The 23,389-nt window shown below is 40.6% G+C and carries 24 protein-coding genes; 10 read left to right on the top strand and 14 right to left on the bottom strand.

The features are described from left to right. Positions 1 to 148 precede the first annotated feature (148 nt). The 4 genes from T7867_RS07910 to T7867_RS07895 are packed head-to-tail and all read right to left on the bottom strand — an operon-like array spanning position 149 to position 4,073. A complete protein-coding gene (locus T7867_RS07910; protein ID WP_068217723.1) occupies positions 149 to 1,060 on the bottom strand; it encodes a rhomboid family intramembrane serine protease in 912 nt (303 codons plus the stop codon). A 1-nt stretch (position 1,061) separates the two neighbouring features. After that, entirely contained in the window at positions 1,062 to 1,859 is a 798-nt protein-coding gene (locus tag T7867_RS07905; protein ID WP_273272601.1) for a rhomboid family intramembrane serine protease, read from the bottom strand. A gap of 5 nt (positions 1,860 to 1,864) precedes the next feature. Beyond that, positions 1,865 to 3,703, bottom strand: coding sequence for a DNA mismatch repair endonuclease MutL (gene mutL / locus T7867_RS07900; protein WP_322300044.1), 1,839 nt, complete (start codon positions 3,701 to 3,703; stop codon positions 1,865 to 1,867). 13 nt (positions 3,704 to 3,716) lie between these two features. Continuing rightward, on the bottom strand, positions 3,717 to 4,073 hold the full coding sequence (locus T7867_RS07895; RefSeq protein WP_068217713.1) for a hypothetical protein: 357 nt from the start codon (positions 4,071 to 4,073) through the stop codon (positions 3,717 to 3,719). An 81-nt stretch (positions 4,074 to 4,154) separates the two neighbouring features. Here T7867_RS07895 and T7867_RS07890 point away from each other — a divergent pair, with 81 nt between their 5' ends. From T7867_RS07890 to T7867_RS07880, 3 genes are read left to right on the top strand one after another with little or no spacing between them, the layout of a single operon-like run. Next, complete coding sequence (locus T7867_RS07890) at positions 4,155 to 7,073, top strand: glycoside hydrolase family 3 N-terminal domain-containing protein (protein WP_322300043.1); 2,919 nt, start codon at positions 4,155 to 4,157, stop codon at positions 7,071 to 7,073. A 41-nt stretch (positions 7,074 to 7,114) separates the two neighbouring features. Continuing rightward, a complete protein-coding gene (gene bshA, locus T7867_RS07885; protein ID WP_068217708.1) occupies positions 7,115 to 8,251 on the top strand; it encodes an N-acetyl-alpha-D-glucosaminyl L-malate synthase BshA in 1,137 nt (378 codons plus the stop codon). Continuing rightward, positions 8,251 to 9,036, top strand: a complete 786-nt coding sequence (locus tag T7867_RS07880; RefSeq protein ID WP_322300042.1) for an NAD(P)-binding domain-containing protein — start codon at positions 8,251 to 8,253, stop codon at positions 9,034 to 9,036. Before bshA ends, T7867_RS07880 begins: the two co-directional genes overlap by 1 nt. Here T7867_RS07880 and T7867_RS07875 read toward each other — a convergent pair. The 6 genes from T7867_RS07875 to T7867_RS07850 form a co-directional block, all read right to left on the bottom strand. Further along, entirely contained in the window at positions 9,033 to 9,212 is a 180-nt protein-coding gene (locus T7867_RS07875; RefSeq protein ID WP_068217702.1) for a hypothetical protein, read from the bottom strand. The two genes, T7867_RS07880 and T7867_RS07875, sit on opposite strands and share 4 nt — an antisense overlap. A 136-nt stretch (positions 9,213 to 9,348) precedes the next feature. After that, positions 9,349 to 9,771 carry a DUF1761 domain-containing protein gene (locus tag T7867_RS07870; protein WP_068217698.1) on the bottom strand — a complete coding sequence of 141 codons (423 nt, stop codon included), beginning with the start codon at positions 9,769 to 9,771 and terminating at the stop codon, positions 9,349 to 9,351. Positions 9,772 to 9,792: 21 nt separating this feature from the next. Next, positions 9,793 to 10,245 (bottom strand): hypothetical protein, encoded by a 453-nt coding sequence (locus tag T7867_RS07865; RefSeq protein ID WP_322300041.1) that lies wholly within the window; start codon positions 10,243 to 10,245, stop codon positions 9,793 to 9,795. 48 nt (positions 10,246 to 10,293) lie between these two features. After that, on the bottom strand, positions 10,294 to 11,187 hold the full coding sequence (locus T7867_RS07860) for a MerR family transcriptional regulator (RefSeq protein WP_273514308.1): 894 nt from the start codon (positions 11,185 to 11,187) through the stop codon (positions 10,294 to 10,296). 71 nt (positions 11,188 to 11,258) lie between these two features. After that, on the bottom strand, positions 11,259 to 11,960 hold the full coding sequence (locus T7867_RS07855; protein WP_322300040.1) for an energy transducer TonB: 702 nt from the start codon (positions 11,958 to 11,960) through the stop codon (positions 11,259 to 11,261). Next, positions 11,957 to 12,439 (bottom strand): RNA polymerase sigma factor, encoded by a 483-nt coding sequence (locus T7867_RS07850; protein WP_068217687.1) that lies wholly within the window; start codon positions 12,437 to 12,439, stop codon positions 11,957 to 11,959. Before T7867_RS07850 ends, T7867_RS07855 begins: the two co-directional genes overlap by 4 nt. A gap of 232 nt (positions 12,440 to 12,671) precedes the next feature. On the opposite strand from T7867_RS07850, the gene T7867_RS07845 reads away from it, so the two are divergent. Genes T7867_RS07845 through T7867_RS07830 form a run of 4 tightly spaced genes read left to right on the top strand, consistent with a single transcriptional unit; the run spans position 12,672 to position 16,535 of the window. Continuing rightward, positions 12,672 to 13,769 (top strand): vWA domain-containing protein, encoded by a 1,098-nt coding sequence (locus tag T7867_RS07845; protein WP_068217683.1) that lies wholly within the window; start codon positions 12,672 to 12,674, stop codon positions 13,767 to 13,769. 1 nt (position 13,770) lies between these two features. Beyond that, positions 13,771 to 15,306, top strand: a complete 1,536-nt coding sequence (locus T7867_RS07840; RefSeq protein WP_322300039.1) for a P-loop NTPase family protein — start codon at positions 13,771 to 13,773, stop codon at positions 15,304 to 15,306. A 28-nt stretch (positions 15,307 to 15,334) separates the two neighbouring features. Beyond that, positions 15,335 to 15,994: an AlbA family DNA-binding domain-containing protein gene (locus tag T7867_RS07835; RefSeq protein ID WP_322300038.1), complete on the top strand. Its 660-nt coding sequence runs from the start codon at positions 15,335 to 15,337 to the stop codon at positions 15,992 to 15,994. Continuing rightward, positions 15,984 to 16,535 (top strand): lipid-binding SYLF domain-containing protein, encoded by a 552-nt coding sequence (locus tag T7867_RS07830; RefSeq protein ID WP_068217673.1) that lies wholly within the window; start codon positions 15,984 to 15,986, stop codon positions 16,533 to 16,535. The genes T7867_RS07835 and T7867_RS07830 overlap by 11 nt, the downstream gene beginning before the upstream one ends. Before the next feature lie 133 nt (positions 16,536 to 16,668). Here T7867_RS07830 and T7867_RS07825 read toward each other — a convergent pair whose 3' ends face one another. The 4 genes from T7867_RS07825 to T7867_RS07810 all read right to left on the bottom strand — a co-directional run bounded on the left by T7867_RS07825 (position 16,669) and on the right by T7867_RS07810 (position 19,528). Beyond that, the gene (locus T7867_RS07825; protein ID WP_068217669.1) at positions 16,669 to 16,986 is read right to left on the bottom strand and encodes a heavy metal-binding domain-containing protein; all 318 of its coding nucleotides are present in this window, start codon (positions 16,984 to 16,986) and stop codon (positions 16,669 to 16,671) included. 43 nt (positions 16,987 to 17,029) lie between these two features. Beyond that, entirely contained in the window at positions 17,030 to 17,530 is a 501-nt protein-coding gene (locus T7867_RS07820; RefSeq protein ID WP_322300037.1) for a cupin domain-containing protein, read from the bottom strand. A gap of 97 nt (positions 17,531 to 17,627) precedes the next feature. After that, positions 17,628 to 18,638, bottom strand: coding sequence for a phosphotransferase enzyme family protein (locus T7867_RS07815; RefSeq protein WP_322300036.1), 1,011 nt, complete (start codon positions 18,636 to 18,638; stop codon positions 17,628 to 17,630). After that, a complete protein-coding gene (locus T7867_RS07810) occupies positions 18,638 to 19,528 on the bottom strand; it encodes a nucleotidyltransferase family protein (protein ID WP_068217661.1) in 891 nt (296 codons plus the stop codon). Before T7867_RS07810 ends, T7867_RS07815 begins: the two co-directional genes overlap by 1 nt. A gap of 83 nt (positions 19,529 to 19,611) precedes the next feature. Here T7867_RS07810 and T7867_RS07805 point away from each other — a divergent pair, with 83 nt between their 5' ends. The 3 genes from T7867_RS07805 (at position 19,612) to T7867_RS07795 (ending at position 23,388) form a co-directional block, all read left to right on the top strand. Further along, positions 19,612 to 21,387 carry a sodium:solute symporter family protein gene (locus T7867_RS07805; RefSeq protein WP_068217658.1) on the top strand — a complete coding sequence of 592 codons (1,776 nt, stop codon included), beginning with the start codon at positions 19,612 to 19,614 and terminating at the stop codon, positions 21,385 to 21,387. Between the two features lie 153 nt (positions 21,388 to 21,540). After that, the gene (locus T7867_RS07800) at positions 21,541 to 21,903 is read left to right on the top strand and encodes an endonuclease domain-containing protein (RefSeq protein ID WP_068217653.1); all 363 of its coding nucleotides are present in this window, start codon (positions 21,541 to 21,543) and stop codon (positions 21,901 to 21,903) included. Positions 21,904 to 22,038: 135 nt separating this feature from the next. Beyond that, positions 22,039 to 23,388, top strand: a complete 1,350-nt coding sequence (locus T7867_RS07795) for a PhoH family protein (protein WP_068217650.1) — start codon at positions 22,039 to 22,041, stop codon at positions 23,386 to 23,388. Position 23,389: the final 1 nt, after the last annotated feature.

Raw genomic sequence — 23,389 nt, 5'->3', positions numbered from 1 at the left:
CCTCCTTGAAAAAAGGAGGGGAATTAGTTTAGATGAATCTTTAAGGCTTAGTCCTCCAATTGGTAAGGGGAGGTTATCGAAGACTACAGACTGGAATTTGCCTCTCCGTTTTCCAATTAACTATTCAACTGATAACTGACCAAAAGGGTCAATCTTTGCTGGCGTTAAAAAGCTTCTGCTTTTCTTCTTTGCTTAATGCATCGTAGCCTTTTTCTGAGATCTTATCTAGAATAGCATCTATTTCATCTTGAGAGCTTTTTGATTTAGCCTCTGCTTTGGCTTTTGCCTTGGATGAAGATCTTCCAGAAGTAGTTTTAGCCTTTTTATAGCTTACCTTAATCTTGGGTTGCGGCTTGAATAGGCTTTTCACCCAAGTGATAATGCTTACAATTGGTTTACTCCAGTCGCTTCCTCGCTGTAATTGCTTAATACTCAAGTAGCCAACCAATGCACCACCTAGGTGAGCAATTTCGCCCCCAGCATTTGAGCCAGTACTCTGAATAAAGGAGATAAATACCGTTACAGCTGCAATGTACTTGAGCTTCACGGGACCTAAAAAGATTAAATTAATCGCAAAGTTTGGTTGAAAAGTAGCTGCACCAACCACTATAGCCACTACTCCACCAGAAGCACCTAGCAGATAAGAACCCATTACCTGATTCTCAAAATATGGCATTACGTTGTAGGCCAAAAGATAGAGCAACCCTCCACCAATCACACCCCACACATAAAGCCCTAAAAGCTTATTCTGACCTAGATACTCAGAGATAATTCTTCCAAACCAATACATATACAACATATTGAAAAGTATGTGGAAGAAGCCCTTGTGGAAGAAACCATAAGTAATCAAAGTCCACGGCTGAGTGAGCAAGGTGCTTAGGTTCGAAGGCAACATGAGGTAATTGCCAATAGCATCGAAAGTTGCTCCCTGACCTGCAAAAGTGAAGAACACATTGATTACAGCAAAGGCAAGAAAAATCACCACATTCACTATGATGATTTGATTTAACACATTGCCTGTTTTAAAGGCCAGTTTAAAATCGTCTAAAATACTGTTCATTCTAGTAGAAATTATTCCGCTGCTTTTTCCAAACCCTAACTAAGAAGAAGGCAATAATTGCACCTCCAATATGTGCCAAGTGAGCAACATTATCGCCTGGAGCACGCTGTAATTCGGCAAAAACCTCGTACAAAATATAGACTGTTACCAGATACTTCGCCTTGATTGGAAAAGGAATAAAGAGTAAGAAAAGTTCTGTATTGGGGAAGAATAGAGCGAATGCTGCTAGAATGCCAAAGACAGCACCAGAGGCACCAACCATGTTATAATTTCCCTGAATATCATAAAGCCTTTGCGCCAAACTTACTGAATCTCTTTTAAGCTCCGCAGAGTTAGGGTTTCGAGAATACTGATCTACAAACTCATAAATCTGAGGGTTTAGATTCGAGCCGTGATCTATTAAAAGCCTATTAAAATCATCAGGATTAGGGTCTTGAACGTAAGCTTCAACATCTCGCTGAACAGCACTCACCTCTACATAATTTACGGCAGTATAGAAGAGTCCTGCTCCTACTCCCGTCACCATATAAAGAATCAAAAACTTCTTAGGTCCTAAGAACTGTTCTAACAGTGGACCAAAAATGAAGAGGGCAAACATGTTTCCGAATATGTGCATAATGCTTGTTGTACTATGCAGGAACATGTAGGTAACAAACTGATATGGCTTAAACTCAGGAGCCGAAACGTAATATAGGCCGAAGTAATCGCCTAAATCTATTTTAAAAAATCCCTGGAGCAGAGCTATACCAACATTGATAATCAATAGGTTCTTTACCAGAGGTGTAAGTCTTCCAAACATATAGGTTAGTTAAAAAACTGGTCTACTTTATCTAATTCTAGAATGAAGGTAGTCTTTTTACCTTCAGGAGAATAATTCGGGCTTTTGCAGGCAAACAGCTGATCTATAATTGAGCTCATTTCTTGAGCACTCAAACTTGTCCCTACCTTCAATGCCGAACGCTTGGCAATTGCTCTAGCAATATTCTCGTCATTTGATATACTCAATTCCGACTGATTAAGTTTAAACTGTTCGATAAAGCCCTCAAAAAGAGCCTTTTCATTAACAGATTTAAGATCGGCTGGCACTCCATTAATTACGATGGAGTTATCACCAAAGTCGGAAAACTCAAAGCCAATGGCATTTAGCTCTTCACGAATATCATGGATAAGACTGAAGTCTGCAGAATTAAGTTTCAGGCTTTGCGGAAATAACGCTTGCTGAGAAGCTCCGCTTCTTCTGGAAATCTGGTTCAAGAATTTCTCGTACAGAATACGCTCATGAGCCGCTTGTTGGGCTATTAGCATCAGCCCAGACTTCACATGGGTAGCAATGTATTTCTTATGAATCTGGAAATAAGAAGCATCTGGCTTTTGACTGACCTTCTCTTCAGAAACATTTGCCGCACTACCTAGCGTAATGGTACTTTGCGCTTCTGGGTGAATTTCCATTTGCCTATTCGACTCTTCTTGCTGAGAAATCTCTGTCTTCAACCCTTCATAAAGCTTCTCCCAATGACTTGTATCTTGTTTTCTTTCAAAAGTCTTGAACTGAGAATAATCTCTATCTGCGGCAGATGTACTTTTTACTGGTTCGGGTTTGGGTGCAAAGTTGGCGAAGTTCACATCTTGACTAAAGTCTATTGCCGGTGCTATATTGTGAGTTCCTAAGGCTTGCCTTACGGCTGCTCTAATTACAGCATAGACGGTTCTTTCGTCATCGAACTTAATTTCCGTTTTAGTCGGATGAACGTTGATATCAATATGCCTTGGATCTATCTCAATGAACAAGGTATAGAACGGAAAACTACCCTCGGGAAGTAGGTTCTCAAAAGCGGTCATCACCGCATGGTTTAGGTAGTTGCTCTTGATGAATCGGTTGTTCACGAAGAAAAACTGCTCTCCACGAGTCTTCTTTGCAAACTCCGGCTTACCTACATAACCATAAACCTTCATCAGGTCGGTTTCTTCTTCACAAGCCGCCATTTGGTCTTGGTATTTCTTCCCAAAAATACCGACAACCCGTTTGCTCAACTTACCTGACGACAGCTGGTACATCTCCAAATCGTTCTGGTATAGAGACATGGCTACTTCAGGATTCGCTAGCGCTACTCGCTGAAATTCATCAACGATATGACGCATTTCAACCGCGTTCGACTTTAAAAAATTTCTTCGGGCCGGAACGTTAAAGAATAAATTCTTTACGCAGGTTGAAGTACCTACAGGAGTAGAAACGGGTTCTTGCTTTTTTACTTCCGAAGCCTCAATCTGAATAAGAACACCCAATTCATCTTCTTCTCTCCTCGATTTTAACTCTACCTGAGCCACCGCAGCAATAGATGCCATGGCCTCTCCACGGAAACCCATGGTTTTAATAGCGAAAAGGTCTTCAGCAGAACTAATTTTAGAAGTGGCATGGCGCTCAAAGCACATTCTGGCATCGATATGCGACATACCTTTGCCGTTGTCTACCACCTGAATCAATGCTTTTCCAGACTCTTTAATGATGAGCTTTACATCGGTAGAGCCCGCATCGATTGAGTTTTCGAGCAATTCTTTAACAACAGAAGCAGGCCGCTGAACAACCTCACCGGCAGCAATCTGATTCGCAATGTTATCAGGAAGTAATTTTATTATATCGGACATCTAAAATTGGTCGTCACTTTCTTAAGCGCTTCCAAAGATAGAATGGAATGGCTAGCAAGACCAGATAAAATATTTCTTTACCTACGTACAAGTAGCCGCCAATCATAAAAATAAGGATGACCATAATGATTAGACGCAACACAATTGTCTGATCCACACCATTTCCCGTGGCATGTTTCATGTTTTTGCGGAAAGAACCTTCAATTCTAGAGCGATAACCAGGATCTACAGTTTTAGCATCAGACATACCCATTTCTGCCTTAATTCGGGAAGTACGATTTTCTATGTCTTCCTTCACCGGATCGTAATATCTCGGCTCAATGTGAAATCTCTGATATCTAGCTTTTTTGAATAGTCCTGGTAAATTCATTATATCAATACTGCCTATTTGGCGTTCTGTTAATACGTAAATTTATAGTTTATTTGCTCTTACTAAAAGCCTAACGCCCTGATGTTCAAAAAAGTTACCTTATTCACTACTTTCTTAGTTATACTAACCAGCTCGCTCTCAGCCCAAAAATTCTATCATAAAATAGATACCGTGGCTCAAAAGCAATGGGCCGATAGTGTATTTAATGCGTTAACGCCTGAGGAAAGATTGGGACAACTTTTCATGGTAGCTGCTTACTCTAACAAGGACCAAAAGCATATAAATGAAATTAAAGAGCTCGTTAGCAACTATCATATTGGAGGGCTCATCTTCTTTCAGGGCGGACCTTACAGGCAGGCAAAGCTCAACAATGAATATCAGGCACTTGCAAAAGTACCTTTGGCCGTAGCAATGGACGCTGAATGGGGCATTGGTATGCGTCTAGACAGCGTTTATGACTTTCCCAAGCAAATGACTCTCGGGGCTATTCAGGATAAAAAATGGATTTACGAAATGGGGAAAGAGGTGGCCAACCAATTCCACGCGCTAAATATGCATATCAATTTCGCCCCTGTGGTAGATGTTAATGTAAACCCAAATAACCCAGTAATCGGATATCGTTCTTTCGGAGAAGACAAAGTGGAAGTAGCTCTAAGAGGAAGTGCCTACATGAAAGGCCTGCAAGACCATGGCATTATGGCCAATGCCAAGCACTTCCCTGGCCATGGAGACACTGGAGTAGACTCGCATTATGACCTCCCAGTAATTAAACATTCTAAAAGTAGAATGACTGAAACCGAACTCTACCCTTTCAAAGAACTCATGCACGATAGCCTTATGAGTGTAATGGTGGCTCATTTGCAAGTACCTGCCTTCGATAGTGCCAAAAATACACCTACCACCCTGTCTAAAAATGTGGTCACTGACCTTCTAAAAGGTGAACTTGGCTTTGAAGGCTTAGCTTTTACCGATGCCATGAATATGCAAGGAGTGGCCAAATATTACGAACCTGGAGAGGCAGATGTAAAGGCGCTACAAGCAGGAAATGACATTATCCTTTTTCCTTTAGATGTGCCGAAGGCCATGAAGCAAATTGAGAAGGCACTCAAGAAAGGAACACTTACTCAAGAAATGCTAGATGAGAGAGTGCTGAAAGTTTTGAAAGCGAAATATTGGTTTGGACTGAACGAATATGGGCCAATAGAAACAGCCAATCTAACTAAGAGAATCAATAATGACTATGCGAAATACCTTAACCGAATTCTCTACCAAAAAGCCATAACGGTTGTTGATAACACCGACTTATTGATCCCTACCATTCAGTTGGAAGACACCAAATTTGCTTCCTTGAGTTTAGGAGGAAATGACAACCAAGTCTTTGAAAACATGCTGAGCAAGTATGCCAAGTTCGATCACCTAAAGATAGACTCACTAAACGAAGCAAGCCTAGAAAAGGCAGCCCAGTTCGATAAGGTGGTTATATCTGTTCATGGCATAACTAACTCGCCAAGAAAACAGCATGGAGTTAAAACCGAAGAAGTTGAGTGGATTAAAAAGCTCCAGCAAAAAACGCAGGTGATTGTTGTGGTAATGGGCAATGCTTATTCACTCAAATATTTCGAAGGGATTAAGAATATTATTTGCACTTACGAAGACAACGAAATTACTCAAGAGGTAACTCCACAAATCATTTTTGGTGCTTTAAAGGCTGAAGGTAGGCTTCCTATTACTGCAGGAAAAAGCTTCAAAGCAGGTATGGGAATTGAGACCCTAACCACGAACCGACTTAGCTACGGAATGCCAATAGAGGCAGGAATGAGTATAGATTCTTTGAGAAAAATTGACCAGATTATTGAAGATGCTATTAAAGAGAAGGCTACTCCTGGTGCTCAATTTTTAGTAGCCAGAAAAGGCAAGGTGATATATCAGAAGAACTATGGTCACCAAACCTACCAAGAGGAAAAACCAATTACTGACCAAACCATTTACGACATAGCTTCAGTAACTAAAGTGGCTGCAACCACGCAAATATTAATGAAGCTTTATGACGAAAAGAAAGTAGACATTAACAAACCCATTGGCTACTACCTGGAAGAACTGAGAGGTACTAATAAGGAAAACCTTCTTTTAAGAGATATCCTTACGCATCAAGCTGGCTTAAAACCTTACATTCCTTTTTGGGAGAAAACCGTGACTAAAGGTGAATTAAACACCGACTATTTTAATGATGCTCCCGGCCCAAACCATAATTACAGAATTCAAGAAAAAAACCTTCCCGTTGCTTTGGCAGATTCGGTATGGAAATGGACCATCACTTCTGATCTTCGGGCTATGCCAAGAGGCAAAAAGAAGTACGACTACCTCTATTCTGATCTCGGTTACGAAATTATTTTCCACCTCATTGAAAGCATAATTGAAGAGCCAATTGAGACCTACCTCAATAAAGAATTTTACCAGCCACTAGGCATGAGTCGAACCATGTATTTGCCTAATGAAAAGGGTTATTACTCAGAAGTGGCTCCTACAGAAGTAGATGCTTATTTCAGAAATACCATTGTATGCGGAACGGTTCACGATCAAAACGCCACATTAATGGGCGGAGTAGCTGGCCATGCGGGTCTGTTTAGCAACGCCAATGATTTAGCAATTCTCCTTCAGATGAATATGCAAATGGGTCAGTATGCCGACAAAAAGTACCTAAATGCTTGGACCATACCAATTTTCACAACTCCACAGAGCATGGAAAACCGAAGAGGCTTGGGCTGGGATAAACCGATTGCCGGAACAGAAGACGGCCCAACAAGTAAGTATGCCTCGGCTAGCACATTTGGCCATACGGGCTTTACAGGCGCATCTGTATGGGCAGACCCGGCAGAAGAGCTTGTTTTTGTTTTCCTCTGTAACAGAACTTATCCAGATAGTGAAAACTTTAAGCTGATAGAAGAGAACGTAAGAACCAGAATTCAAGACATGGTCTATCAGTCAATCTTGGAACCTTAGCAGGAGTTTCTGAGTTTAACCTCCAACATGACTTTTAATTAATGAAAATAGGTATTGTTTGTTACCCTACGTTTGGGGGAAGTGGTGTGGTAGCCACAGAATTGGGAAAAGGATTAGCAAAAAATGGACATGAAGTACATTTTATCACTTACTCTCAACCCACTAGGTTAGACTTTTTTAATGAGAACCTATTTTACCACGAAGTAAACATTCGTTCTTACCCGCTATTTAAATATCCACCTTATGAGTTGGCTTTAGCCAGTAAAATGGTAGATGTGGCCAAGAATGAAAAGCTAGACTTACTGCACGTGCATTATGCCATTCCTCATGCTTCGGCAGCGGTTTTGGCAAAGCAAATTTTAAAGACAGAAGGCATTCAAATTCCAGTAGTAACTACACTCCATGGAACTGATATTACTTTAGTTGGAAAAGACCCTTCATACGAACCAGTGGTTACCTTCAGCATAAACCAATCTGATGGCGTTACGGCTGTTTCTGAAGACCTTAAAAACGATACTTATAAGCACTTTAATATCACCCGTGAAATTAAGGTAATTCCTAACTTCATAGATTTAGAGAAGTTTCAGCGCCAGCGCAAAGACCATTTCAAAATGGCCATTTGCCCCAACGGTGAAAAGCTCATTGTGCACACTTCTAACTTCAGAAAAGTAAAGCGTGTGGACGATGTAGTTAGAATCTTCAAGAAAATCTCTGAGACCATTCCTGCCAGATTACTTCTTGTAGGCGATGGCCCCGAAAGAGGCCATATTGAAGGTCTTTGCAGAGAGTTAGGTATTTATGACGAAGTTAGATTCTTAGGGAAATTAGAGGCGGTGGAAGAAGTACTTTCTGTTGCCGATTTATTCCTAATGCCTTCAGAAAAAGAAAGCTTTGGTTTGGCAGCTTTGGAAGCTATGGCCTGCCAAGTTCCGGTAATTTCGTCTAACGCTGGGGGAATTCCTGAGCTTAACGTAGATGGAGTAACTGGCTTCACAGCAGATATTGGTGATGTAGAAACCATGACGGAAAAAGCACTCTTCATTCTAAGCGAAGAAAACCTCGATAACTTTAAGCGAAACGCCCTAGAGAGAGCAAAAGAGTTTGATATAGACAAAGTACTTCCGCTTTATGAAGCGCATTACAATCAGGTTCTAGAGTCTGTTTTAGAAGCACATTAATGCAGGTAAGTATAATTGGTTGTGGTTGGTTGGGGCTTCCTTTAGCTAAAAGCCTAATTCAAAAAGGCCATGAAGTAATCGGTAGTACCACATCTGCCGATAAGCTTAAACGGCTAAAAGAAGCAGGAATCACACCTGTTCAATTCAAGCTAGAACCCATGCCAGTGGGCGAAGATTTCAACCTATTGTTTGAATCAGAATTGGTGATTATTAATATTCCTCCTGCCCGAAAGAAAAACCCACCACACTTTTATGCTGAACAGATTAAGTACCTGAAGTATCAGCTGCAAAACTCAAAGGTCAAGAAAGTCATTTTCATCAGCTCCACCTCCTTCTACCCTAATACCAATAACACCGTAGACGTAAACACCAATTACGATTTTGCCAACGGATCATCCAAAGCTGTTGTAAAAGGAGAGGAACAGATATCGGCTATTTCTCAAGAGCTTATTATTCTCCGCTGTGGAGGACTAATGGGTGATGATAGAATTCCTGGAAAATGGTTTGCGGGCAGAGAGACTCAAGGAGCAGACACACCCGTTAATTATGTGCATAGAGACGATATTATTGCCACAATTGACGGCCTCATTGAAGGTTGGCCGAAAGCACAAAAAGTCTTCAACCTAGTTTCAGATGATCATCCGACTAGGAAAGAAGTACACGAAAAAATGGCTGAGAAATACGGGTTTGAACTACCCAAATGGGTGGAACCTTCAACTATTCAGTCAAAAGTAGTAGAAAGTAGCTTTAAGGAATCTGGATTAAAGTCTCCTCTAAATTTTTAGGCTGCATCTATCAATTCTAAGAAGCCTTCGCCTCTCTTCAACTGCTGATACGCTTTAATTTGATTGAGCCTTTTCTTAACCTGCTCATAGTGTTCAAACTCTTGAAGCGCTTTTTGAAATCCTTGTTGGTATACTTCCGGTGAAAGTACCGCCTTCTTTGTTGTTGTCGGAATCATGGTTTGTTAAACTAGAATAACTTCTATTAAGTTTTACCTAGCCGCTCAACGAAACAAGACTAAAAAAAGGTTCACTATCATTAAAATAAATATTTAGGCTACTGTAGAAACCACTTCATACAATAGCCTAAACAAACTAGTGCCAAGCACCTAAGATTATACCAACAATGGTATAAGCAATGATGTGGTAAAAGGAATCGATAAGCATTAAGGAAGCAGACTTTCTGGCAAAAAGATAGTTCATACAGGTAGAAGGTAGTATAAAGAAAATACCCGTCATTAGACCATACATAGCGCCCATTGTAGCATCCATAGGGTTTTCGGGGTCGGTGCCAAAGCCAAAGAAAAAGATGGCCATACCTACAGAAATGATTAGAGCAAAAACGAAAGCCGACCCAAAGAGTTTGCCCATGTTGGCGTTCTTCATTTCATCATCCGACAAGCCAACACCTTTTTGCCAAGCCTTTCCAAAAACAGGGCCGTACCAGATGGCTCCAAGAGCAAAAAATGCCACAGCAGCAACGAGCACTGCAATCCAATTAATAGCAGAAAAATCCATAGTTATTTGATTTGGTTAAAATCAGTCTACCTTTTTAATCTGTACACCAGAATAAAAATCATCTTCTTGGCCATCTGTATCCCAATCGAGATATCCTTCAAAAAGCCCCTTTCCCTCTTGCCATTGAAATAAATAACCTGTTATTTGCCCCTGCTCAGTAAAGTATAACGAATCCTTTTTGAGCTCCCACTTTCCGGATGTCTTCTGCAAAACCGAACCATCTAAATTATAGTAGATAGATTCGAAAGTTCCATCGGGCTTGTATGTGGTATTAATTGGTTTAATCTGAAGAATTTCTTCCCACTTACCTGCTGGTACAGAAAAGACAGAGTCTATTTGTCCGTCTAGCGCATCAATATCTACCCGAACAGATTCATTGTACCATTCTCCTAGCAAATATTCTTCATTATTTTTTGTCGAGCATGATGCTATACTAAGCACCAATAGAAATATGAGTGTTGACCTTTGACCCATTACTAAAGTTTTAGTGAAAGATAAGAATTAATACCGATTATACCGTATTTACTCCGTTAACATTTCAATTAGGTCTTCTACCTCAGATATAAGCCGAACATTCTTCGGAAAATCTAGCTCATCCATAAAGTATGGGTTGCCGCTGATTAGTATTTTTTTCTCTTCGAACTTTTCAGACAACTCATAAACGTATGCTTGGGTGTCGATTTTAGAAGCTGGTGCTTTTACAAAGGTCAGAAGTACATCTGGTTTGGTAATTTCAGTTACCTGTTTTAAATCTCTGAAGGGAATATCTGCACCAAGGTAAATACACTGGCGACCTCTATTTTTAAGTAAATAGGTAAAGAGAAGAATGAGTAGATCGCTGAACTCTGATTTAGGTAGAAAAAGCAAGTACTTTTCGCCTGTCTTTTTTCTATCTATCAATCCATCTATGGCTACTATCACCTTCTGGCGAATGAGCTGATAGATAAAGTGCTCCTGAGCAGTTGACACCTCTCCTACTCTCCACATTACCCCAATGCGCTTAAGAAAAGGGTAAATTATCTTAGTAATTGTTTCTTCAAAATTGCGTTGCAGTAAGCTACCGCTAATAATTTTTTCAAACCTTTGCTCGTCTAGCTCAAGCATAGCAAGAACAAGCTCATTTACCGCTACACTCAGATGATTATCCTCTTTGGTTTGAAGGCCTTTCTCCGCTACCTCTTTTAGGTTTTTGTTGAACTCCTCATCAGACATTGAGCAGATATGAGATATTCGGAAGCCATTTTCAACCAACAGGGTAACATTGAGCAAATACTTCAACTGACTTTCATCGTAATAGCGAATGTTGGTCTCAGTTCTTTTGGGTGTAAGCAGTTGATACCTCTGCTCCCAAATACGTATAGTATGAGCCTTTATTCCCGAAAACTTTTCTAGATCTTTGATTGAGTATTTTACCAAGGTGCCTCACTTTACTTCGAAAGGTAATAAAAATAGACTCCTTTTGCACTGCCTGGCAGCAGCAACCCTTGCTAATTAGAATCGAGCGTAAAAGTAACCTTGAGCTTTAAAAAGTCTTCTTGGGCTTCTCCGGAATATGTGGCTGGCTTCCAGTTTTTATATTGCTTAATTACTCTAATGGCTTCTTCGTCAAAATATCTACCTAATGACTTACTTATTTTAAAGTCTTCTGTCTCTCCTTTTCTATTCACTTTAAAACGAACCTCAACGAAACCCTCAATGGAGTCGTCTAGTAATTCTTTTGGATACTCTAGTTCGCGATCTACAAACTGCAAAAAAGCTTCAGTAGAAGGTAATGGACTGGCTCTAACTAACAAATCTTCATAATGCAAAGGAGATGACGTGAATTCATCGTTTACTTGATCTAGTTGTTCAACCTGCCCCTTAATCTCAGCCCTATCTAAGCTATCTATATGAATTTGACTGTTTTTTTCTAGTTGCTGTTCTATTTTAGTGTCTTCATTCACTGGTTCCTTGACCACCGGAAACGGATTAACACCAAGCACCCCAAAACAAAGCGCACTTCCACTAACTAATATACCTACCGAAACCAACACCAGAGACTTTGTTGTCACTCCACCCTTTAAAGCCGATGAACTTATACCAAACTCGCTAAAGCTCTTAGATGCTTCCAGAGCTTCATTAAAATTCTTTGCTGATTCTATACGCTCAGCAGAGGGAGTCTCAGATTTTCTTACAAACCTATAACTCATCTCACAGTACGTTTAAAATGTTTTTTCATCCTCTTCAATACTCTATAAGTTCTGGTCTTAGCATTACCTTCTGTGATGTCTAAAATGTATGCTATTTCTGCAAAACTTTTCCCCTCAAAAAAACGTAACTCTACCAATTCCAATTCTCTTGGCTTTAGTTTACCCAAAGCTTCGGGAAGTAAGGCCAGCCATAATTCCTTATCACTTTCTTCCAACTCTACCTCAAAAGCTAGGTCATGAGTAGCATATTTTTCCAAACTCACGGTTCTACTCTTCTTTTGAGCTCGGAAATAATCATAACAACAATTAATAGCAACTCTAGTGAGCCAAGCAGAAAACGGATAACCCTTATATTTAAACTTTTCAATATTCACTAAAGCCTTTCCAAAAGACTCTGAAGTTATTTCGGCTGCTAATTCAAAATCTTGTACTCTATTAAAGACTGTCCTGAATACTTGTTCGAAATACTTCTCATACAAAGGCTCAAAGAACCTTTTTTCTTGCTTAGATTTCTCTATCAGTTCAATTTCTGTTAAAGCACTATACTCTTTTTTGGCTAAAGTTTCGATGTTAGAGATTATTAAGTTATTGAATCATTAACGCCTTCAGAGGTAAAAGAAACAACTTACACCATAACACATTAAAAAAATGGGTTCAGCAATTAACACCAAGTTAAACCAATTTTATCACTGTCGCGTTGTGTAGGTGCTCATGAAAGGATACCGCTTCTCTAAATTCATTCCGCAAAAAGCGCAAGGCGAATCGGCCTTCGACAATCTATTGAACATTTTTCTTCAGCTGGTTAGTATTACTGGTGGAGATGTTTCTGAGGCATTAGCTTGGCTTACCAACCTAGACAATCAGTATAATCTAACTGATGGCCAATATGGAATTGGCGACTTTATAGATGATTTGAAAGAGAAAGGCTACATCTCAGAAGAGAACCAAGAAGGTAAATTTGATGTGACAGGAAAAACAGGTCAGCAGATTAGAAAATCAGCCCTTGAAGAGATTTTCGGTAAGCTGAAAAAGTCAGGAAAAGGCCAACACAAAACCAACTTCTCAGGAACTGGTGATGAAATGGGCACCGACAGAAGACCCTTTGAGTTTGGCGATTCGCTTCAGCAAATTGCCATGACGGACTCCATCAGGAATGCTCAAATCAACAATGGTTTCGGAGATTTCATGATGACAGAAAACGATCTGGAAGTACAGGAAACGGAATTCAAAACGCAGACCTCCACGGTACTGATGATTGATATTTCTCACTCCATGATTCTGTATGGTGAAGACCGAATTACTCCAGCCAAAAAAACGGCTATGGCCTTGGCAGAATTAATCACCACGAAGTACCCGAAGGATACGCTAGACGTGATTGTTTTCGGTAATGATGCTTGGCAAATAGACATTAAAGACCTGCCATACCTTCAGGTTGGCCCTTACCATACCAATACCATAGCCGGACTAGAGCTAGCCATGGATATTTTAAGGCGAAGAAAGAATGCGAACAAGCAGATTTTCATGATTACCGATGGTAAACCAACTTGTATGAAGGTGGGTATCAAATACTACAAAAATGCCTTCGGCTTAGACCCAAAGATTCTCAATAAGACACTCAATTTGGCAACTCAATGCCGAAGACTTCATATTCCAGTAACTACTTTTATGATTGCATCAGACCCATACCTGAAACAGTTTGTACAAGAGTTTACCAAAACCAACAACGGCAACGCCTATTACAGTAGCCTGAAGGGCCTTGGCCACCTAATATTCGAAGATTATAAACGAAATCGCAGAAAGAACTTCTAAGATGAAATACGACCAATTGACCTCCGATCAATTATTAAAAATAAAGACCCTTGGCGAACTGAAAGCCGCGGGTTACGAAAGCAAATCAGTTAAGCAAGAACTGAGAGACAACCTAATTACCAAGCTCAAAGCTAAAGAGCCTACTTTCGAAGGTATTTGGGGCTATGAAGACACTGTAATACCAGATATTCAACGGGCAATTTTGTCTATGCACAATATGAACCTTCTAGGTTTGAGAGGGCAGGCAAAAACAAGGATTGCCAGACAGATGACGGCCTTGCTAGATGAATACATTCCCTTCATTAAAGGCTCAGAATTGAATGATGACCCTTTGCAGCCATTGAGTCGATTTGGCCACGATCAGGTTTCTGAGCATGGAGACAACACTGAAATTACCTGGCTTCACAGATCGGAAAGGTATGCAGAGAAACTGGCTACACCAGATGTATCTATTGCCGACCTTATTGGCGATGTTGATCCAATCAAAGCAGCATCTCTCAAGTTGCCTTATTCCGATGAAAGAGTGATTCATTACGGGTTAGTGCCAAGGTCTCACAGATCTATTTTCGTGATTAATGAATTGCCAGATTTACAGGCGAGAATTCAGGTAGCGCTTTTCAACATTCTTCAAGAAGGGGATATTCAGATTCGTGGTTTCAAATTGCGCTTGCCATTAGATATTCAGTTTGTGTTCACCGCTAACCCTGAAGACTATACGAACAGAGGAAGTATTGTAACTCCGTTAAAAGATAGAATCGATAGCCAGATAATTACACACTATCCAAAAACGCGCGAAATCAGTAAGCAAATTACCGTTCAAGAAGCGAAAATTAAGGGGCCTCAAAAAGAGCTAGTTGTTGTGAATGAGCTCGCTCAAGACCTGATTGAACAAGTAGCTATTGAAGCAAGAGATAGCGAATATGTGGATGAGAAAAGTGGTGTTTCGGCACGATTGACTATTTCAGCCTATGAAAACTTGGTTAGTGCTGCTGAAAGAAGAGCCTTGGTCAATGGCGAATCTCAAACCTATGTTCGAGTTTCCGATTTCATCGGGGTGATTCCGGCCATTACTGGAAAAGTTGAGTTGGTTTATGAAGGTGAACAAGAAGGTGCTGGCATTGTAGCCCACAATTTGGTCGGAAAAGCAGTACGCACGCTTTTCACAGACTACTTCCCTAAGCCAGACGACAAAGACAAAAACAAAGAGCAGAAGGAAAATCCATACAAAACCATTATTGAATGGTTCGGTGAAGGATTCACCTTAGATCTGATCAACGATCTGACTAACGAGCAGTATGAACAGGCGCTCAATGCAGTTCCAGGTTTGGCAGATTTGATAGAGTCACATCACAAAAAGGCCAGTAAGCACGAAAAGCTATTTTTAATGGAGTTTATGCTTCATGGTTTGGCCGAGTACAGCAAGCTTAGTAAATCCCCATTAGATACTGGTACTCGCTTCAAAGACCTTCTCAGCAGCATGTTCTCTATGCCTGACTTTGGAGAGTTTGAAGATGAGGACGAAGATGACGATCAGTAATATTTAGCAGTAATTCAATTGACTTGGTATGACTTTAAGAGACTTGCAAAAGTTGACAGCACAAGGTGAGTCTGCCACGCTTGAGTTCAAAAAGAAAGCCAATCATCCTGAAAAAATAGTGAAGGAACTGGTGGCCTTTGCCAATACAAAGGGTGGCAGCTTGCTACTTGGGGTAGATGATAATGGAAACCTTTCTGGTACAAGAGATATTGAGGGCGAGGCATTCATTCTAGAAAAAGCTATCCAAGAATTGATTCGCCCTAAAATCAATTACTCTGTTGAGTATTTTCACCTTACTGAAAAAAAAGGAATTGCAATTTTCAGAGTACAAGAGAGTTACAAAAAACCTCATTTTGTAAGAGAGCACGCCAATACCAGAAAGGGTACAGCCTACGTTCGGTTTAAAGACGAGAGTATTCAGGCTAGCCGAGAAGTGAGGGAAATTATTCAAAGAAGACTAAAGAATAAAGACATTCAGTTCACATACGGTGAAAAAGAAAAAGTGGCTGTAAGCCATTTAGATTTGCATGAAAAAATTACAGTCTCTGAATTTTCTCAGATAGCGAAAACGCCCAAATTTATTGCCTCAAAAACACTTATTAGATTGGTTTTGGCAAACATTTTGGACGTAGTTCCGAATCCAAAAGGAGACTATTTTATACTTAAAGAAGAATCATATGAAAACTAAAATTAGCCTACTACTTGGCTTTATATTATTACTAGGAATCAATCAGGCAGAAGCTCAAAGAAAAAGGAAGAAAGAGAAGTACGATAAGGCTGCTGCTGCGGAAACCATTGTAGAATTTAAGAAAGTAGATTCAGGCATTGCAGAGTTCTTTGAACACGCATATGGCTATGCTGTATTTCCTTCTATTGGTAAAGGAGCTATAGGAATTGGTGGCGCTGCTGGTAAGGGTGTGGTTTACAAAGATGGTGCTATGACAGGTGGGGTAAATATGACCCAAATCTCAGTAGGATTCCAATTTGGTGGACAAGCATACAGCGAAGTCATTTTCTTTGAAAATGCGGGTGCCTACCAACGATTTATTGAGAACGAATTTCAGTTTGCTGCTCAAGCCTCAGCTGTAGCATTAAAGTCTGGAGTTTCGGCCAATGCTAAATACTCTAATGGCGTAGCGGTATTCACCATGGCCAAAGGAGGTTTGATGTACGAAGCCTCAGTTGGAGGACAAAGATTCAAGTTTATCCCGCCAAGCGAGATGAAATAGTACCATCAGTCGTCAGACCACTTGGAGTGGTCAGACGACTAAATACTAGATATAACAAAAGCCACCTTTTCGGGTGGCTTTTCAGATAGAAAACACTTGTTATTCTTACTAGACTATAGAATTCCCAAGTTTCTTAATACGTAACGGCAGTTCCACTTGCTGTAACCATCAGCATGCTACCGTTGTGACCAATTGTTTCATAATCCAAATCAATGCCCACTACAGCATTCGCGCCCATGTTCCGAGCGTTATACTCAAGCTCCTTGAGTGCGTTGTCTTTTGCTTCGCGAAGCACTCTTTCATAAGTGCCCGAACGACCACCAACTAAGTCGGTAATACTTGCGAAGATGTCTTTGAAAAGGTTGGCACCAATGATTGCCTCACCAGTTACCACGCCATGATAAGTGTTGATGGTATGTCCATCGATAGTGTTAGTTGTTGATAGTAGCATATTTCAATTTTGAATTTAAATGTGCTCGACCTTTGAGCTACTCTTAGTTATTCGTGAAGCACCCAATTAGAGTTTGGTGCTGCGGATAAGCGGAAGATAGCTCGGTGCGATCGGCCAATTCAAAATCTTCAAACTCGAAACCTGGGGCTACAGTGCACCCTACTAGAATGTAATCCCCATCTACTACCTCTGCCGCAAACCAAGTGTCTTTAGGAATGACCACCTGCAGCCTTTGGTCACGCTCTAAGTCTGAGCCAATCAAATGCTCGGAATGCGCTCCTTGCTTATCGATGAAATGAATTTTAGCAACTCCTCCAGTATGAAAGTGCCAAATTTCGTCTGAATTGAGCCTGTGAAAATTAGAAACACTTTCGGTGGTTAGCAGAAAGTAAATGGACGTTCCGAAAACTCTGGGAGACTTGTAACGGTCGGGAAGTTTAGACTCATGCAATCTATCTTTAGATCGATAGGTTTCAGCATAAAAACCTCCTTCAGGGTGCTGCTGAAGGTTAAGTTTCTCTATCCAATACTGGGCGTTTTTCATAATACTAATTGTAGAAGAAGTGCGAAAGATGCTAAATGTAATGAAGGTATACTACGCTAAAATCTCGATAAAACAATGACAACTACCTTCGAGATAATTAAGATATAGCTTCAGACATCAGCTCCAATATCTTGAGCTGATTTCTAGCTCTAACTAAATTTTCACCTTCAAAAGTGACCTTGTAATAGACATCACCATTGAGATAATCTGTTAGAAAACGAACCGCTGTAATGTATGTCATACATAGGCCACCGAGAGGAAGTGTTTCAATTTCCACAGGGGTTAAGGCATGAGAGCATTCCTTTAAATACGAATTCAAAATAGTCTCGAACCGCTCGTTGTCAAATGCCAGCCCGCGAAGGTTTGAATCGTTTTCGGGAATATTGAAAAGCATAGACCTTAGCATATCGCCCATATCGAACATAGCATACCCTGGCCCAACTGTATCAAGGTCTACCACCTTTAAAAATTGGCCAGTTGGCTGCGCTAGCAAGCAGTTGGCGGCTTTAGTATCATTATGACACACCCTATGAGGCAAACCTGCCTCCACCAAATTATTGAAACGATCTGCCACCCATTGAAAGGATAAAGCAGCCTCAATTTCTGACGAAACTTTGCTTTTCCTACCAGCTTTATCTTTCCTCAAAGCTTCCTCAAACTGGATCAAACGATGTGTCAGGTCAAGGAACTTTGGAATAGCTTCTTCATAATCACTCAGGTTTTCAGCAGAAAAAGAGGCGGTAAACCTCCCATAGCCTTTGGCTATTTGTTCTAACTCATTCAGGTCGAGTTTTTCTGGAGCATAACTATCGGCTACAAATTCCTGCAACCTCCAAAAGTTTTCACCATCGAACTGATGATACTTTCCGTTTTTTCCTAAAACATGCTGAGCGAACAATTCAGGAGCTATGTCAAGAATTCTTCTTAGGTTATTTTCAACAACTTCTGGCTTAGGAAACACTGCGGTATTTAGGCGCTGTAGCAAATACTTCTGAGCTTCTGCCATTACAACGAAAGAATCATTAATATGCCCTAAACCGAAAGGAGCTACCGAATCGATAGCTCCTTTAATATTGTATAACTCAAGTGCTTTGGCAGCAACAAGCATTATTTTACCTCTTGCGGATATTTACCATCGGCAATCATCTGATTGATTCCGGCAACCACATGCTCTTTATCTTCTTTGTAAGTTACTCCTAACCATGATGCAGAAGTAGGAATTACTTTAACAACAGCCTTACCTTCTTCCATCAGGTTACCCACTTCAACAGGAATGAAACATTCTGCTTTTGGATCTTCATTATTATCCTTTACAAAATCCACAAACTTCTCCTCAAGCAAAGGCAAAATTGAAGGTGGGAATGCAAAGAAGTTCATAGAAACATAAGTCTCTGGGCTCAGCTCAACAGGCTGATCGTTCTCCATGTATGAGATAACACCATCATTCTTACCGATAGAAAGTGTCTCTTTAATGCCAACCAAGTGCATGTTCTCATCAACCTGGCAAACACCTCTGTTTACTGTTCCATGATCGGATAGTGTGTTCTCTAGTCTATATCCCATAATGAGGTACTCATTCTCCTTCATCATATTGATAGCCTTCACCACCTCTTCGAAAGACTCCTGACCGTAGTAATCATCGGCATTAATCACCACAAATGGCTCATTAATTAAATGTTTAGCGGCTAAAACGGCATGCGTAGTACCCCAAGGCTTTTTACGATTAGGCTCATATGGTGCAGTGTGCTCAGTGTATTCGTTTTGGTAAGCAAACTCCATTTTGATTTTGCCTTTGAAACGCTCGGCATAATGGTTTTCGAATGCTTCTTTTATATCAGTTCGGATGATAAAAACCACTTTGGTAAATCCGGCATTGATTGCATCGTGGATGGAATAATCCATAATGATTTCACCATTTGGGCCAATTCCGTCAAGTTGCTTATTGCCTCCGTAACGGCTACCCATTCCTGCTGCTAATACCACTAGTGTCAAATCCATAATATCCTCTTAAATTTTTCTATTATTGTTGGTTCGAAAATGAACAAAAACTTCAGACAAATCAATTTAACTTTTCATTAAGTATGAATATTTCTTCGCTCGATTGGATCATCATTCTCCTATTCTTCACTGTTTTTTTAATTATCGGTCTGATTGTTTCGAAAAAAGCGGGTTCATCTTCTAAAGAATTCTTCCTCTCAGGGAGAAATATGCCTTGGTGGCTACTGGGAGTATCTATGGTAGCCACTACCTTTTCTGCTGATACCCCCAACTTAGTAACAGATATTGTCCGCCAAAATGGAGTTGCTGGTAACTGGGTTTGGTGGGCATTTTTGATTACCGGTATGTTAACCGTTTTTGTTTATGCCAAGCTGTGGAGAAAGTCCGGAGTTTTAACTGATTTAGAGTTCTACGAAAAGAGATATTCAGGCAAAGAAGCAGCTTTTCTGAGAGGCTTTAGAGCCATTTACTTAGGCGTATTCTTCAACATTATGATAATGGCCTCGGTCTCATTAGCCGCCATTAAAATTGGTGAAGTGATGTTCGGATTAGAACCATGGAAAACCGTGGTTTACGCCTCCATAATTACTGTGGCCTATAGTTCCCTCGGTGGCTTAAGAGGTGTTATACTGACTGACTTCCTTCAGTTTTTAGTAGCTATGGTAGGTTCCGTGGCTGCGGCTATTTACATCATCAATTTACCAGAAGTTGGTGGTCTTGATGCCCTCTTAACCAGACCTGAAGTTGCTTCAAAATTAGACTTAATTCCAAGTATCGATAATAGAGAATTGTTTATCACCCTATTGATTATCCCTATTGCTGTGCAATGGTGGAGTGTTTGGTATCCGGGTGCTGAGCCTGGAGGCGGAGGATACATTGCCCAAAGAATGCTCTCTTCTAAAAATGAGAAGCATGCGGTTTCGGCAACCTTCCTTTTCAACATCACTCATTATGCACTAAGACCTTGGCCATGGATTTTGATCGCTTTGGCATCCTTGGTGGTTTACCCTGACTTGGCTTCTATTAAAGAGGCGTTTCCAGGAATAAGCGAAAGCAAAATAGGTCACGATTTGGGCTACTCTGCCATGTTATTGACGCTGCCTAAGGGCCTTCTCGGAATTGTGATTGCCTCATTGATTGCAGCCTATATGTCTACTATTTCCACTCACCTCAACTGGGGTTCTTCTTACGTAGCATTCGACTTTTATCAAAGATTCATTAAGCCAGAAGCTACTGAGAAAGAATTGGTGAACGTAGGTAGAATCTCCACAGTGATTCTCATGGTATTTGCAGGCCTGTTTGCCTTGGTGCTCACCAGTGCATATGATGCCTTCCAGATTCTGCTTTCTATTGGTGCAGGTACTGGTTCTATCTTCATTTTGCGTTGGTTCTGGTGGAGAATTAATGCTTATTCTGAAATCGCAGGTATGGTGGTTTCATTCATTCTGGCACTGCTTTTCAAGTTCGGACCAGAAAGCCTCACCTCCATTTCTAGTGAATACCAACTATTACTAAGTGTTGGAGTAACCACGGCTGTTTGGGTGCTAGTTACTTTAATGACCAAACCGACCGACTATAAAACACTGGTTTCATTCTTCAACCTTGTAAAACCTTATGGTAAGGGATGGAATGGCTTGAGAAAGCAAGCACAGGCAAAAGGTGAAAAACTGGAGCCAGGCATTGGCCGATTCAGCGTTGACTTGCTGGCGATGTTTGCAGGTACTGTGCTTATTTACGCTTTGCTCTTCGCTACTGGAATGTTCGTCTATGGTAACATAGAGTATGGATTAATCTGGTTAGCGATTGTTTTGATAAGTACCATTACTCTAGTTAAGGCTTGGAAAAAGTTGACCTTCTGACCTCCTCGCTTCGCGCGTCCTCCTAGTTTAGGAGGACTAGATAAGTTTGAAGTCTACGTTCCTTATTCACGACTCTTGGATAGAGTAAAACAGCTCCATGCCTAAGGGTATTGTCACTGATTTTAGTAATTTGATTCTTATCACACACGGCAAATGAGAATCAATAATCTGAATTATCTTAAGGAAAGAAGAAGGGAGCTTCGGAATAATCCAACTAAGTACGAGGAGTTGCTTTGGAAGCGGTTGGCGAACAAGAAACTTAATGGCATAAAGTTCAGGAGACAACACAGCCTCAATCACTATATCGTAGATTTTTATTGCGCTACTTTTAAACTCATTATCGAAGTAGATGGTGAAATTCATAATAAGCCTGAAAACTATGATAATGACCAAATAAGAGATCGGGAGTTGGCTGAACTTGGCTATAACACCATCAGATTCACCAATAGACAAGTTGAATTCGAAATTGAAAATGTAATCGAGGTAATTCAAAATTACATCGCGTCACGAGTCTAGCCTCCTCCTTGGCAAGGAGGAGGTTGGTGGAGGTCAAATTAATTCTGTGTTAATAATCTCCCTCACTCTCTTTTGCCCCGAATATTTACTAATTTAAAACAACGTTCTATTCATTATTGAACCCCAATTAGTAGTATGCCGAGAGCGAAGAAGACTGACCGGAAGATTTTTGTACTAGACACCTCCGTTATCCTTTACGAACACATTGCACTGATGAATTTTGAGGAGCATGATATTGGCCTCCCAATCACTGTGCTCGAAGAATTAGACACTTTCAAGAAGGGCAACGATACCAAAAACTTTGAAGCTAGAGAGTTCACCCGCTTGCTAGATAAGCTGGCAAAGGATAAGTCTCTGCAAGACTGGATTCCACTTAATGGGAAAACGCGTGGAAGCTTTAAAGTGGTGATGGAGGCCGGAAGTGGTGAAAGTCAGCACGATGCCAATGAGGTTTTTGGTGAAAGAAAAAACGACCACCGAATTCTTAATGCCGCACTTAGGTTGAAAGAGGAAAACCCGGGTAGAAACGTAATCTTGGTTTCTAAAGACATTAACCTTCGGTTGAAGGCGAAATCGATGGGGCTACCTGCCGAAGACTACGAAACCGGAAAAATTAAGAATGTAGACTCTCTTCGCAAAGGAAAGATTGAAATTGAGAAGATTGATTCAGACCTCATCAACCACCTTTATGAAGATGGCACCTTGGCGCCAAAAGATGTTCTGAAGAGAAAGAAGGCTCAGCCGAATCAATACTTCATTCTTAAGAGCGATAGAAACTCCGTACTTGCATACTACAACTCGATTGACGATACCATTGAAAAAGTGGACAAGCGTCCTGTTTCTGGGGTGAAACCAAAGAATGCTGAACAAACTTTCGCTATTCATGCCATCATGAATCCTGAGGTTAAGTTAGTGACCATTCAAGGGGTTGCAGGTACTGGAAAAACGCTCCTTACCCTTGCCGGAGCTTTGGAACAACGCAGAGAATTCAAGCAGATTTATTTGGCTCGACCGATCGTGCCATTGAGCAATAAAGACATTGGTTACCTACCTGGCGATATCAAATCCAAGTTGAACCCTTATATGGAGCCACTTTGGGACAACCTGAAGTTTATCCAAAACCAGTACAAGGAGACCGACAAGGAGTTTAAAGCCATCACCGAAATGGTGAATAAGGAAAAGCTGTTGATCACTCCTCTGGCTTATATTAGAGGTAGAAGTTTGTCCAACATCTTCTTTATTGTGGACGAGGCTCAAAACCTCACTCCGCATGAAATTAAAACCATCATTACCAGAGCTGGAGAAAACACCAAGATTGTCTTTACAGGAGATATCCATCAGATTGATACACCTTATTTAGATTCTCAGTCTAACGGCCTTTCTTACCTGATAGACCGAGTGAAAGACCATCCGCTTTACGCGCATATCACACTAGAAAAAGGTGAGAGATCTGAGCTAGCTAATTTGGCGAATGAGTTGTTGTAAA

The organism is Roseivirga spongicola, assembly GCF_034376045.1.
GTDB lineage: Bacteria > Bacteroidota > Bacteroidia > Cytophagales > Cyclobacteriaceae > Roseivirga > Roseivirga spongicola.
The sequence above is the reverse complement of the archived record's forward strand: the minus strand, read 5'-3'. Positions and strand labels throughout refer to the sequence as shown.

Excerpts from the sequence above, each read along its gene's own strand:
- T7867_RS07910 (WP_068217723.1), bottom strand. The coding sequence starts at position 1,060 with ATGAACAGTATTTTAGACGATTTTAAACTGGCCTTTAAAACAGGCAAT.
- T7867_RS07905 (WP_273272601.1), bottom strand. The coding sequence starts at position 1,859 with ATGTTTGGAAGACTTACACCTCTGGTAAAGAACCTATTGATTATCAAT.
- mutL (WP_322300044.1), bottom strand. The coding sequence starts at position 3,703 with ATGTCCGATATAATAAAATTACTTCCTGATAACATTGCGAATCAGATT.
- T7867_RS07895 (WP_068217713.1), bottom strand. The coding sequence starts at position 4,073 with ATGAATTTACCAGGACTATTCAAAAAAGCTAGATATCAGAGATTTCAC.
- T7867_RS07890 (WP_322300043.1), top strand. The coding sequence starts at position 4,155 with ATGTTCAAAAAAGTTACCTTATTCACTACTTTCTTAGTTATACTAACC.
- bshA (WP_068217708.1), top strand. The coding sequence starts at position 7,115 with ATGAAAATAGGTATTGTTTGTTACCCTACGTTTGGGGGAAGTGGTGTG.
- T7867_RS07880 (WP_322300042.1), top strand. The coding sequence starts at position 8,251 with ATGCAGGTAAGTATAATTGGTTGTGGTTGGTTGGGGCTTCCTTTAGCT.
- T7867_RS07875 (WP_068217702.1), bottom strand. The coding sequence starts at position 9,212 with ATGATTCCGACAACAACAAAGAAGGCGGTACTTTCACCGGAAGTATAC.
- T7867_RS07870 (WP_068217698.1), bottom strand. The coding sequence starts at position 9,771 with ATGGATTTTTCTGCTATTAATTGGATTGCAGTGCTCGTTGCTGCTGTG.
- T7867_RS07865 (WP_322300041.1), bottom strand. The coding sequence starts at position 10,245 with ATGGGTCAAAGGTCAACACTCATATTTCTATTGGTGCTTAGTATAGCA.
- T7867_RS07855 (WP_322300040.1), bottom strand. The coding sequence starts at position 11,960 with ATGAGTTATAGGTTTGTAAGAAAATCTGAGACTCCCTCTGCTGAGCGT.
- T7867_RS07845 (WP_068217683.1), top strand. The coding sequence starts at position 12,672 with ATGAAAGGATACCGCTTCTCTAAATTCATTCCGCAAAAAGCGCAAGGC.
- T7867_RS07840 (WP_322300039.1), top strand. The coding sequence starts at position 13,771 with ATGAAATACGACCAATTGACCTCCGATCAATTATTAAAAATAAAGACC.
- T7867_RS07835 (WP_322300038.1), top strand. The coding sequence starts at position 15,335 with ATGACTTTAAGAGACTTGCAAAAGTTGACAGCACAAGGTGAGTCTGCC.
- T7867_RS07830 (WP_068217673.1), top strand. The coding sequence starts at position 15,984 with ATGAAAACTAAAATTAGCCTACTACTTGGCTTTATATTATTACTAGGA.
- T7867_RS07825 (WP_068217669.1), bottom strand. The coding sequence starts at position 16,986 with ATGCTACTATCAACAACTAACACTATCGATGGACATACCATCAACACT.
- T7867_RS07820 (WP_322300037.1), bottom strand. The coding sequence starts at position 17,530 with ATGAAAAACGCCCAGTATTGGATAGAGAAACTTAACCTTCAGCAGCAC.
- T7867_RS07815 (WP_322300036.1), bottom strand. The coding sequence starts at position 18,638 with ATGCTTGTTGCTGCCAAAGCACTTGAGTTATACAATATTAAAGGAGCT.
- T7867_RS07810 (WP_068217661.1), bottom strand. The coding sequence starts at position 19,528 with ATGGATTTGACACTAGTGGTATTAGCAGCAGGAATGGGTAGCCGTTAC.
- T7867_RS07805 (WP_068217658.1), top strand. The coding sequence starts at position 19,612 with ATGAATATTTCTTCGCTCGATTGGATCATCATTCTCCTATTCTTCACT.
- T7867_RS07800 (WP_068217653.1), top strand. The coding sequence starts at position 21,541 with ATGAGAATCAATAATCTGAATTATCTTAAGGAAAGAAGAAGGGAGCTT.
- T7867_RS07795 (WP_068217650.1), top strand. The coding sequence starts at position 22,039 with ATGCCGAGAGCGAAGAAGACTGACCGGAAGATTTTTGTACTAGACACC.